This window comes from Paenibacillus chungangensis, from assembly GCF_042675905.1.
Lineage (GTDB): Bacteria > Bacillota > Bacilli > Paenibacillales > Paenibacillaceae > Pristimantibacillus > Pristimantibacillus chungangensis.
Genome location: NZ_JBHTJZ010000030.1, coordinates 35991 through 48375, shown reverse-complemented (window position 1 = coordinate 48375; position 12385 = coordinate 35991). Strand labels below are relative to the sequence as shown.

General features: G+C 43.8%; 10 protein-coding genes. 2 read left to right on the top strand and 8 right to left on the bottom strand.

All coding sequences use genetic code 11. The annotated features are described in order from the left end of the window. Nucleotides 1–75: 75 nt before the first annotated feature. From ACFQ2I_RS17120 to ACFQ2I_RS17090, 7 genes are all read right to left on the bottom strand, one after another. On the bottom strand, nt 76–2484 hold the full coding sequence (locus tag ACFQ2I_RS17120) for a helix-turn-helix domain-containing protein (RefSeq protein WP_377566319.1): 2409 nt from the start codon (nt 2482–2484) through the stop codon (nt 76–78). 193 nt (nt 2485–2677) lie between these two features. After that, the gene (locus ACFQ2I_RS17115; protein ID WP_377566317.1) at nt 2678–3157 is read right to left on the bottom strand and encodes a YhcH/YjgK/YiaL family protein; all 480 of its coding nucleotides are present in this window, start codon (nt 3155–3157) and stop codon (nt 2678–2680) included. A gap of 13 nt (nt 3158–3170) precedes the next feature. Next, complete coding sequence (locus ACFQ2I_RS17110) at nt 3171–4298, bottom strand: trans-sulfuration enzyme family protein (RefSeq protein ID WP_377566315.1); 1128 nt, start codon at nt 4296–4298, stop codon at nt 3171–3173. Beyond that, nucleotides 4291–5355 (bottom strand): succinylglutamate desuccinylase/aspartoacylase family protein, encoded by a 1065-nt coding sequence (locus ACFQ2I_RS17105; protein WP_377566313.1) that lies wholly within the window; start codon nt 5353–5355, stop codon nt 4291–4293. The genes ACFQ2I_RS17110 and ACFQ2I_RS17105 overlap by 8 nt, the downstream gene beginning before the upstream one ends. Before the next feature lie 12 nt (nt 5356–5367). Further along, on the bottom strand, nt 5368–6246 hold the full coding sequence (locus ACFQ2I_RS17100; RefSeq protein WP_377566311.1) for a dihydrodipicolinate synthase family protein: 879 nt from the start codon (nt 6244–6246) through the stop codon (nt 5368–5370). Nucleotides 6247–6288: 42 nt separating this feature from the next. Beyond that, nucleotides 6289–7020, bottom strand: a complete 732-nt coding sequence (locus tag ACFQ2I_RS17095) for an MBL fold metallo-hydrolase (protein ID WP_377566309.1) — start codon at nt 7018–7020, stop codon at nt 6289–6291. A gap of 41 nt (nt 7021–7061) precedes the next feature. Further along, entirely contained in the window at nt 7062–8087 is a 1026-nt protein-coding gene (locus ACFQ2I_RS17090) for a Gfo/Idh/MocA family protein (protein ID WP_377566307.1), read from the bottom strand. A gap of 163 nt (nt 8088–8250) precedes the next feature. Between ACFQ2I_RS17090 and ACFQ2I_RS17085 the strand changes: the two genes are divergently transcribed. Next, complete coding sequence (locus ACFQ2I_RS17085; RefSeq protein ID WP_377566305.1) at nt 8251–9438, top strand: pyridoxal-phosphate dependent enzyme; 1188 nt, start codon at nt 8251–8253, stop codon at nt 9436–9438. 69 nt (nt 9439–9507) lie between these two features. Further along, on the top strand, nt 9508–10194 hold the full coding sequence (locus ACFQ2I_RS17080) for a FadR/GntR family transcriptional regulator (protein ID WP_377566303.1): 687 nt from the start codon (nt 9508–9510) through the stop codon (nt 10192–10194). Nucleotides 10195–10530: 336 nt separating this feature from the next. On the opposite strand, the gene glmS is transcribed toward ACFQ2I_RS17080, so the two are convergent. After that, on the bottom strand, nt 10531–12363 hold the full coding sequence (gene glmS, locus ACFQ2I_RS17075) for a glutamine--fructose-6-phosphate transaminase (isomerizing) (RefSeq protein WP_377566301.1): 1833 nt from the start codon (nt 12361–12363) through the stop codon (nt 10531–10533). Nucleotides 12364–12385 lie beyond the last annotated feature (22 nt).

Genomic DNA, 12385 nt, shown 5'->3' with positions numbered 1-12385 from the left:
AAGGGAGATTTCCGGATGGAAATTTCCCCTTCATAGTATAATCGCTCATCGTTGATTCAAGTAAGCTGTAAAAGATTATCCCACTTCATTGTCCTCTAAATCATTTGCAAGCCGATTCATAAGCTTGCGGTAATCCCCAGGAGTCAATCCCGTATGCTCCTTGAACAGCTTAATAAAATAATTTGTTTTGCAATAACCCACCTGCTCCCCAATCTCCTTAATCTTGAGATTCGTTTGAGAAATAAGCTGTTTGCTCCGAGCAATTCGAACTTCTGTTAAAAACTCCAGGAAGGTTACTCCCTGCTCATCTTTGAAAATACGGCTCAAGTAAGAAGGATTCAATCCTAATTGCTCAGCCACATTCGGGAGAGTCATCGTTTCACCACAGTTGTCGTCTATCATTCGCAACACCTGTTCAATATGTCGATTTTTCTTGTCTCGGACAGCATGAACCAAATAATTAGACAGCTTCGTTATGAGCTCATCGAACCAGCTTGTAATTTCAAACCAGTTGTTCTTTTGATGGAGCGAATTGAACAGATTCCCTTCTTCCTCCAACAGATCATTCAGATCAATCCGTATATCATTGGCCATCTTGACTAATCTGTTCAGTAATTGAACTAACGCATGCTTCATTTGGTGATAGTAAACTTGCCCCTCATGTGATTTGATATCATGAATGATTTGATTCAAAATTTTCCTCGACTGAGTTAGATCACCGTTAATGAGGGCTTGAATCAATATTTCCTCTTTGTCTTTAGGGTAATTAAAAACAGGTGTCCCGGTCATGCGAACGTCCTCGATATAGACAACCTCGCATGAGCCCGCCATTCTCCGATACCAGAGTGCTTCCTTCGCCTGCTCATAGCTGTGCGGCAATTGCAACATGTTCTCGCAAAATTGTGCAATACCAACCGTACAAATGATGCCGAATTTCGATTCCACCCTATTAATAATAAGCTCTGCCAGCTTGAAGTTTTCCTGCAATTCACTCTTTTCACCATTAAAGAGTACAATGATTTGATTTTCAACAATTTCCATTACGATATTAGGACGATTCGAAGGCAAGCTTTGCTCCACGTAATTAATCATGCGCAGCTTATTCAAGCTTTTTTCTTCTTCACCAGCGTTACGATCATGGAAATCCTCAATTAACATTAACCATACGTGAATTCCACTATATTTAAGCTCAAGCTCAAAAAAAGCCATTTTTTCATTCATTTCATCCCTGCTCAAGCTATGGTCATGTAGCAAGGTGTATACAAATTTCTCCTGATTTGCTGGCAGGCTTTCTCTCAATTTCTGTTGCAGGCTTTTACGGTCCTCCATAATTTCTTCAAGACTACCTCGAATCAAACGAAGTTCAGACCAATGTGAATTTGCTTTTTTACCGCCAGACTCGAAATTATGATGAATAAAATCGAGCAAATGGCGAATTGGATTGTATATATTTCTAGTTGCCGCGAAGATCAACAATCCGATGGCCACGACAAGAATGGAGCAGGTAATTAGAATCATATCTCCGATCCTGGATACGGCAGCGTAGACCTCATCAAGTGATGTGATCGTAACAAACTTCCAACCCAAGCTATTAGATGATTGTATGTTGATCAATACCGTTTCGCCACGATGCACATATTCAATGGAACCCACATTTCCCATTTTATGAATTTGTGTCAGCATAGCTTCATCCACAACCTCATGACGTGTTTGATCCTGGTCATGATCTTGCAGAAGCATCTTCCCACTGGATGAAAGTACAAAAAAAGTATTGCCAGGTTTACGTTCAAGCTTGCTGACGAATGCATGCGATAATGCTTCAACATCCAAATTCACAACAACATAATTGTTACTTTTATCCAACATACGTGTGCTGGAAACAAACACCATTGGAATAACCGTTTTATAGCTATGATCTTTTGCCTTAGCAAGCCTGGGCTCCATTATCGTCGGAAAATATTGTATAGATTGAATATCCTTGTCCCAATCCAAATCATAGAAGAGATTTTTTTTAAATTGCATCTTATCGGAGGTAAGTATCATTTCTTTATCACTGTCATACATATACACGGAATCAATATATTCATTAGAGCCTTGAAGCTTGCTTATTGTCTGAATTAACCGTTCCTTTGTTTGGATGTAAAAATAAAGTCCAGGTAAATCCAATGAGCGGTACTCTCCCGACAAGGACTCATAGTAATTTCCTCTAGGATAATTTTCAAATTCTTTCAATGCAGTATCAATGGATAGTTGGCGAAACTGATTGCTGATTTGTCCAATCATAAATTCCATTGTATTGGCAGTCTGCTGGATATGCTGCGAATTGGCAGCTAGAAGCTCTTCCTTCATGGAAGAACGAATATTGCGATCTAGGATCGTCCCGATAATAAGCAGCGGCAGCAAGGAAATAACAAGAAAAAATGAAATTAGCCTGATTAGCATTACGCGCTGCTTGGCTTTAGAAAGTAAGCGCTTACGGAACATAACATTAATCCTCCTATAAATTTCCATTTTGATACTCTTCATTATCAATCTTATTTAGTCATATCCCCTTATTTAACAATATTATAGTAAACCACAATATATCATTTCTATTTCATCAACGTCAAACCTTATAACGAGGACAAAAAATGACTCCTGTACCCTACAGGAATCATTCATTAAGTTTTCGTAGAGTTTAACTCCCATTCAGCATATAGTTGGTATCAATCTTAAAAATAGCCTTTCTAGCGTAGCCTGGTTGTTTATGAGCACAGCCTGGGCGATGAACATCATGGGGCAAGGTCACAATGAACTCACCCGCACGCAACTTGAGATGCGTCTCATTGTTCAGCTCATTATAAAGCAATGCATCTTGGTCAGATAAATCCTGTGTAATTACTAATTCCTTCGCGTTGCGAGTGAATCCGATGATCTCTTCACCCTCGATGATGTAATGAATATCTGTGTAGCGGAAGTGCCTCTCAGCCTTTCGCTCAGATGCATCCGTTGTGTGCACTTCTCCGATATTGACATAAAAAAATTCACCATCCAGCTCCACCCTACCATTAGGCATAGCAGACCAATCCGTTGCCTGTATGAATGCTAATGCTTTGCGAATGACTGGCGGATACAAATGCTGCTCTCGCTCAAAATCCTTAAGATCTCCAAATATCATTTATCCTACCTCCTTAAATTCGTCTAAGCCCGCCATCTAAGTCATCCATTAATGTTTGAATATCCTCTAGCCCTACAGACATCCGTATAAGTCCCGTGCCTAATGGCAAGCCTGTTGCTTCAGAGAACAGCTCTTGTATAGGTATACCGCTGATCAAGCTTTCAAATCCGCCCCAGCTAGGTCCCATTTCATATAATTGAAGACCTCGAAGCATCGTATGGATCTGATCATAGGTCCGGTCAACGATAAAGCTCATGACTCCTGAATAACCAGAGAGCTGCTTCTTGCCAAGCTCATAATCAGGATGGCTATTCAAGCCAGGGTACAGCACACGTGTCACCTTCGGATGCCCTTCCAGGAAATTAGCCATAATTAAAGCATTTTCTTGATGCTGCTTCATCCGTACTGGAAGTGTTCGCAAGCTGCGTATAAGCAGCCAAGCCTGATGCGGATCCATAATGGCCCCGAGCATCTCTCGTTCCCTAACACGAATATGATCTATTCTAGATTTCTTACCCACAATAATGCCGCCTAATATGTCACTATGACCGCCCAAATATTTTGTTGCCGAATGGATAACTAAATCGATTCCATGCTTTAATGGATTTTGAAACAAAGGTGTCGACCAAGTATTATCTATCGCTGTTATGATGCCACGCTGCTGTGCAAGCTTTGCAATTTCAGTCAAGTCCTGCATAGAAAATATAAGCGAGGATGGACTTTCCAAATAAATAAGCTTTGTATTGAATTGAATCGCTGCTTCAAACTGTTCTACAGTTCCCTTACTGATGTAAGTTACACTAATGCCAAATCGATTCATGTATGCATTCAATAATGCTCTTGTTCGCGGATACACGCTGCTTACACAAATGACATGATCATCCTTAGACAATGCATGAAAAATAGCAGCACTGATAGCAGCCATACCGGATGATAAACAAATCGCCGCTTCGCCTTCCTCTAAAGCTGCGATTTTTTGTTCAGCAATTTCAATAGTTGGATTGGAGGAACGTGTGTATATATAGCCATGATCCTTTGTTTTGTTCGTGAACAGAGTGGTTTGGAATATAGGAGGTACGATCGCCCCGTGAAAGCGATCATAATCATCCCCATGATGAAGGCATATGTGATGTTTATCCATTACGCAAATCTATCGCTTTCCATAAATCTTTTCCCTCACTCGAAACTACGTTGTCATAATCTTGTGTAATGGCGCAAATTACGCCACCCTTATCGACTTTAGGCATTACGGTAATGCCAATCATAATTCCATCCTGAGGTGAAATTACTTTCTCCTTGATCTCACCAAATAAACCATAGATGATACCTATCAAATCTCCAGCCTTTACCTCGTCAAGAAGCTTAACCGACGGGATAAAAAAGCCTTCTTCCTTACTCGTTACAGATAAATCAAAATTCCCATCGCCATATAGCCTATACTTTATCTCTGGACAAGCTTCCTCCGACAACCAAGCCTCCGGCTCCCGCAGCATCTCAAGATGATGAAGCAGTCGGTAGGTCCCTTTCCGATATTGCTGTTGTCCTTCTATACATACTCGGCGGCCACCTTCTGTCTCCGTATACAGCCATGGAATTCCTCTATCCGTAGCACGCGATACCGTTCGACCAGGTCCTACAGTTGAGTGTGCCCATATCGTATCCACTCCGAATGCTTCTGCAGCTGCTCTCGAGCGTCTTCCATGCTCATGTTCGTCATTGTGATAATATCCAGCCAAAGTCGGTACAGATGCAATCATGCCGCCACTATGAAAGTCAAGCAGGAAATCTGCCTTAGCCAGCAGCGTTTGATCTAGATGCCATGCAAGTCGTTGTGTATAGGTTCCCTCTGGGCTTCCAGGAAATTCTCTTGCCAAATTACGTCCATCTAATGGTGTTTCTCTGGATATTCCTTCGTACGATAGCTTATTCGTAATAGGCACCATCAGTACGGTTCCATTTATTTTTTCTGGAGTCAGCTCATGACATAATTCAATGACAGTTTGAACGCCATCATATTCATCACCATGTACAGCTGCTAGTATAAGCAGTGTAGGGCCTGCTGAAGCTCCCTTTACTACTCGTAATGGAATCATTGCTTCTACATCCTCAGCCGTCTCAAAGGTTAGCTGCCAGTTGCTGCACGACCCCGGAACGATCTGGTCTGGATTAAAATCCTTAACCGAAATGGTATTTGTCATCTTAGTCCTCCACTAAATTAGCTTTAATTGCTGCATGAACGCTTTCACTTTTTCTTGCTGCTCTGCGTTTAATGCAATCGTATAATCCGGAGCAAAGTTGCCTTCGAATCCCAGTAGGTTCATGGCATGTGTAAAGCCGCCAAAAACACCTACACTGACAAATAGATCACGAAGGTTCACAATATCATCCAATGTTTTAGACGCCGCTGCCATATCATGATTTGCCAGATGATCATACATCTGTATATTTAATGGAGTTGTACAAGAAAACATACCGTCTAGCTGTCTATTCAGTCCAAAACTATAGGCGGTATCGAACACATCAAGTCCGCTGAATAAGATGGAGAATTGCGGATCAACCTCGCCCTTCTGACGCTCTAGCATTCTAGCTGTTGGCAAATCGCCTGTTTTGATACCTGCAATGTTGCGATGAGCCATTAACTGCATGGCCGTATCTACTGTAATTTTCGTTTTGGTTACACCTGGCAAATCATACAAATAGACAGGATATGGAGACTTATCAGCCATTTGTTCAAAAAAGGTTTTCACTTCTGCTTGATTCATTCCAAAGTAGAAAGGAGTAGTTGCCACCACACCGCTAACATGCAAGCCGTTAAGACTTTCAATACGGTCAAGCACCCTGCCAATCGAATTATCCATTACACCAACCATGACCGGCACTGTATCCTTCGCAGCCTTAATTGCAATGGAGGCAATCTTGACATATTGCGATTGCCTCACTTGAGCTTCAATTCCCATCGAACCCATAACTAGAAGACCTGATGCTTTACCACGAATTTGATCCTCCACGTGAAGGGTCAAGCTTGATTCAATCACATTGCCCATTTCGTCTAGCGGTGTCCCAAGTGCGGGATAAAATCCTTCTCTCATTTTTGTCTCTCCTTTAGAAGTTTAATTTGCATGATAAGTGATTTAAACGATGCTCTCTGGTATGATTCCAGCATCAAACTGTTTAATGGCTTGATGTAGAGTAGCGCCTCTATCTGCTGGAAGTGGTTCCCAATGACCAGGATATAGATCTGTTATTTGTAATTTAGACATCTTACGTATCGATTGCTCTAATTCAACTAAGGAAAAGTCAGCTGCTTGCTGTATTGCTATTTTCCCCCCTGCAAATATAACATCACTGCAAAATAATGCTTCAAGCTCAGGACAATACACACTTATTTGATCAAAGCTATGTCCCGGCGTCTCCAAAAACTGAATCGACAGCTCACCTAGCCTGATTTGCTCGCCATCACGAACGATCAAATCAGGAGTAATCGGTATAAACTGATAATCTTTAGGATAAATACCTTGCTCTTTTGCTGCCTTTAAGCCCATGGCACTCTCACCGATTTGAACAATTGATGCGGTACGCTGCGAACAGATAAGCTTTGCTTCGGTGCGCAATCTTAGCTCGTGGGCACCACCAGAGTGATCGGCATGATTGTGAGTAACAACGATCCAATTGATGTCAGTTGCTTGATAGCCAAGCCTTTTCAAATTGGAAAGGATAGCTTCAACGCCCATGCCCGAGCCACAATCGATAAGCATCCGTTCACTTCCGCCATCTATAAAATAAATATTGCAATCGTAAGCATCCGTCTCATTGCATCCAAGGGCGCCACTTCCTACCAAATATACTTGCTCCGTTAGCCGCATATTTCACCCTTCTTCTCTCTCATTAATCTATCCCTATTCCGTCAGCTCAGCTGAATAGGTAGTCCCGTTTTGCTGGATTGAACTATCGCTTCCGCAACCTTTACTGCTTCTAGCGCATCGTAAGGATTTAAAATAGAGGATGGTTTGTTTTGACGAATGCATGCATAAAAATGATTCATTTCATTATGTAAATCGCCATAATATTGACCGTACACTTCATTCCAGGAATAAGAGGCTGGAGCTGTAATAGCATCATCGACCCAAAACTCTAAGGATCGATCTGGCTCTTGGAAATGAATGGTTCCGCTATCTCCAACAATCTCCATACGAATATCCATCTCTGCCGGTGTGTTGTCTGGCATAAGCCAATTATTTTCAATGACACCTATCGTCCCATTCGCATACTTGAGCATGGACCATATGAGATCATGTTCGGAGTCAGAGGAAGAGGAAGAGCGAGCGAACACTTCCACTACACGTGATCCTGTCATCCAGTGCATCAGATCAATGTCATGAATACCTAATATATAGATAGGATTAGAACGACGATATATCGAAAAATACTTTTTAGGATTATTTCGTCTTGCATAAATAGAGCGCAGTGGGCCTAGTCGTCCTTCCGTGATCGCTCTCTTCATCTTCAATAAACGAGTATCAAATCTTCCTACATGCCCAACCATTAACAATCTATTGGCTTGTTCGGCAGTCTGCACCAGCTTTGCTGCTTCTTCATGCTCCAATGCCAATGGCTTCTCGACAAAAACATGACAACCCTTAGATAGCGCTTTCAAAACAGGCTCAACATGATACATTTCTGGCGTTAATACAATAACCGCATCCATGCTTTCATTGTCAAGCATAGCATTCCAATCCAAGTACCCTTTGCAATTCCATTGTTCAACTACTTCATTCACTTGATCCTTGTTTAGATCAGCAACCGCTATTAGCTTTACATCTATTTGCTGACTTAAGCATATGAGGTGATATCTCGAAAATCTACCTAACCCGATTATGCCTAGACGTATCACTTGTCTAGCCTCTCCCACTGTCTGATCGTTGGCCTGCATCACCTTATCACCTACCTACATGAAGTCTTAATGCTTAATTGGCACGCAATATTGGTATTACCAAAATGGTATTACCAAATTGAATATAGCATTTTACTCAGGTCTTGGTCAATATACTTATTTTCAAAAAAAGGATTGACTGCAGGATAAGAGATCAAGTACATTGAAATTGGTAATACCAATCACCATTGTCTCTTATTCACGCTCATATTTCATGATGATCATCATTACTCTACGAAAGGAAGAAATCATAATGTCTAGTATGGGCTCACAAGGTATTTGGAAATATGCGCAATACTTACCAAGCGTTGCTGAGGAGAACAGAGTAACGTTGGGGGAGGGGCATACTCCTCTCATTCCAAGTGTATCCATTGGAAAAGAGTTGGGATTGACTAACCTATATTTTAAGCTGGAATCACTAAATCCAACTGGCTCCTATAAAGATCGAATTTCTGCTCTCGCTCTGTCGCTTGCCAAGCAGGCAGGTAAAACGGCTTGCATCGGAACTACCTCAGGTAACGCAGGTGCATCCCTTGCTGCTTATGCAGCAAGAGCCAGACTTCCTTATTATGTTTATGTGCAAGAAAATATCATTCCTGCAAAGCTGGAGCAAATTGTCGTTCACCAGGCCAAAGTATGTAAGGTAAAGGGCATGGGATATAGCCCGGAGATCGGAACAAAGGTATTTGAGATGGTAAGAGAAAAGGCAAAGCGTCACAATTGGGAGCCTGCAATTACTGCCTTCGCTTATGCGCCTAAAGCTATGGAGGCCGTTAAAACCATTGCTTGGGATATTCAGAAGGAGCTTGGCTGCACGCCCGATGCTGTATTCTCACCTGTTGGCGGTGGTGGTCTATTCAGCGGCATATACTATGGATTTCGAGACTTGCTTCTACGTCATGCCACCGACAAGCTTCCACGTATGGTCGCTTGTCAATCAGCTGGTTGTTCAAATTTAGTTCGTGGCTATAATGAAGGCTTGGATCGACCTGCTTCAGGATCCTCCACCTCGCTCATCTCCGGCATACAAGTACCGAGTCCACCAGATGCAAGTATTGCATTTGAGGCTCTCCGTGAAAGTAATGGCTTCGGTGAGGTAATTGAAGATACAATAACCTGGAAGTGGCAGGAAGAGCTCGCTGCCAAGGAAGGTATTTATGCTGAGCCTGCTGGTGCTATCGCTCTTGCTAGTGTGGTTCAAGCTATGAAAGCAGGCAAATTAAATCCGCATGACAAAATCGTTTGCATCGTTAGCGGAGCTGGGTACAAGGATGTAGATCGACAGCATAACATGGTTGCTCCTTACATGGATCTGCCACTTCATGATCTGGAGCAGCTTTTGAATGAATAAGATGTGCAGTACAGCGTAATTTTGCTACAATAGACTGAAAACATTTATTGAGGAGGAAGCAAAGCCACAGTGGAGCATCTGAACAAGGAAGACGTTACCTCTCTCTCTCGCATTGTGAGTGATAGAATTAAAGAATATATTGTGACCCATAAGTTAGAGCCAGGTGATCGCCTACCAACTGAAAGAAATCTAGCTGAAACTTTAGCTGTAAGCAGACCTGTCATACGCGAAGCACTTAGTCATTTGGAGACCTTGGGTCTGATTGATAAGAAACAAGGCAAAGGGCTTTTCATTAAAGAACAAAATATGTCCCGCTTATTTCAAGAAATGATGTTCATTACAAGAGGGGATCAAGTAAAGTTCACACAGTTACTTGAGTTTCGCACCGTGCTTGAGCAAGCCGCTGTCCTTCAAGCTATGGAGAATATCACCAGCTCAGAGCTCGAAGCATTAACTGCTATTATTGATCAAGCAGAGAAAGAAGACGCCTACACGGCGTTCACCCAGCTCGATCTACAATTTCACCGAATGATTGTAAGCCTTTCTTCCAATTATTATTTATTACATTTAACAGAGGTTATTGATAATTATTTCACCTTACTGGATACATCTGAAAAGAACGAGACCGTGTCTGAAGAGGTCAAGAAAAAAACGCTTGAAGGGCACCGTCAGCTTGTGAAACTACTGCAAAATCGTGATCGTCTCGCAGCTCTTGACCTCTTGAATGAGCATTTGCTGCACAAAACAAACAAGTAATGCTATCTCCCAAGTTTATTTGCAGGGTTTCCTTCTCCTTTAATTGAAAAAAGGGGCTGTCCAATAAGTCCCCAAAATAAAAAGGTTGGAAGGAAATCGTTATATTTTCCATTCAACCTTTTCTATTCTTTCGCTTTTGCAGGAAAGTGGGGAGGCGGATGCCTTTGTAGAAAAGGTCCCGAATGATTTTAATCATCGGGACCACGTCTTGGTAATAATATTTTATTGTTTTCAGATCAGCTATGGAACACCAACTATAATGTCCGCACACCAACATTAATGTCTAGGCACCAACATTAATGTCACTGGACAAAGTTTTCTTCAGACACCCATCTCCTACTCTACCGTCACGCTCTTCGCCAAGTTTCGCGGCTTATCCACGTCATGGCCCAGTGCCAGAGAGGCGTAGTAGGATAGCAGCTGCAATGGGACTACCGCGAGAGCCGGCGTAAGGAGAGGCAGCGTCTTCGGAATGGCGAATACTTCGTCGACCGACTTCGCCGCTTCCAACTCGAAGCCGCTGTTCACGATGCTCAGGACATGCGCTCCGCGCGCCTTCACTTCCTTAATGTTGCTAAGCGTCTTCTCATACAGCGCTTCCTGTGTCACCAATGCGATGACCGGCACGTCATCCTCAATAAGCGCCAGCGTGCCATGCTTCAGCTCGCCCGCTGCATACGCCTCCGAGTGAATGTAAGAAATTTCCTTTAATTTCAGTGAGCCTTCCTGCGCGACAGCGTAATCCACGCCGCGGCCGATGAAGAACAGACTCCGATGATGGGCGATCGATTCCGCCACCTGCTTCAAGACAGCAGCCTGCTGCAAAATCTCTTCCACTTGCTCCGGAAGCTGCTGCAGCGCAGTGATCATCTCTTCTTCTTGCGACGTCTCCTGCGTACCAAGCACACGAGTCATATGCAGCCCCAGCAAATAGAAGGCAATGAGCTGCGATGTATATGCTTTCGTGGACGCGACGGCAATCTCCGGTCCGGCCCATGTTACCAGCACGTCATCCGCTTCGCGAGCGACGGAGCTGCCCACTACATTCGTAATCGCGAGTACGCGCGCACCATTGCGCTGGGCTTCCCGCAGCGCTGCGAGCGTATCCGCCGTCTCGCCGGATTGACTGACCACGATAACTAATGTGTCCGGCGTAATAATCGGCGAGCGGTAGCGATACTCCGAAGCGACATCGTTCTCCACCGGAATACGCACAAGCGACTCAATCACGGTCTTGCCGACCAATCCGGCATGATAAGCGGTGCCGCAAGCGACGATCTGAACTTTGCGAATCGACTTCACGTACTCATCGCTCATCTGTAATTCCTTCAGCAAAACGGACTTGCCGTCCTCTCCGATTCTGCCCCGCATCGTATCGCGATAAGCCTTCGGCTGCTCATATATTTCCTTGAGCATGAAGTGATCGAAGCCCGCCTTCTCCGCTGTCACCAGATCCCATTCGACACGAGTTATTTCCTTGGAAATATTGTCGCCCTCCGTCGTCATCAGTTCGACACCTTCGCGTGTAAGAACCGCCATTTCCCCATCATTCAGTATAAATACATTACGCGTGTGCTCCAGAATAGCCGGTATATCGGAGCCGATAAAGTTCTCCCCATCCCCCACTCCGATAACGAGAGGGCTGGCGAACCGCACTGCGACAAGCTTCTCAGGTTCATAGGAACACAATACGCCTAGCGCGAATGCCCCACGCATACACTTCACCGCGCGCTGCACCGCTTCGACAATATTGCCTGTATATTGCTCTGCAATGAGATGCGAGATAACCTCCGTATCCGTCTCCGACACGAATACGTGGCCCTTTTCGATCAGCTCGTCTTTCAGCTCCAAATAATTTTCGACAATTCCGTTGTGCACGACTGAGAATTGAGCCGAGTTGTCCGTATGCGGATGAGAGTTCACATCGGATGGCTTGCCATGGGTCGCCCAGCGCGTATGTCCGATGCCGACCGACCCGGCAAGCGGATCGCCGCGAAGAATGTCCTCTAGCACGGCAAGCCGTCCCTTGGACTTCTTCAACTGCAGCCCGTCTCCCGTGAACACGGCGATGCCCGCGGAATCGTATCCTCGGTATTCTAATTTCTTCAGTCCTTCCAGCAAAATAGCCTGAGAGTCGCGTTTTCCAATATATCCAACAATACCACACATAATTTAATAGACCTCCGTTAAC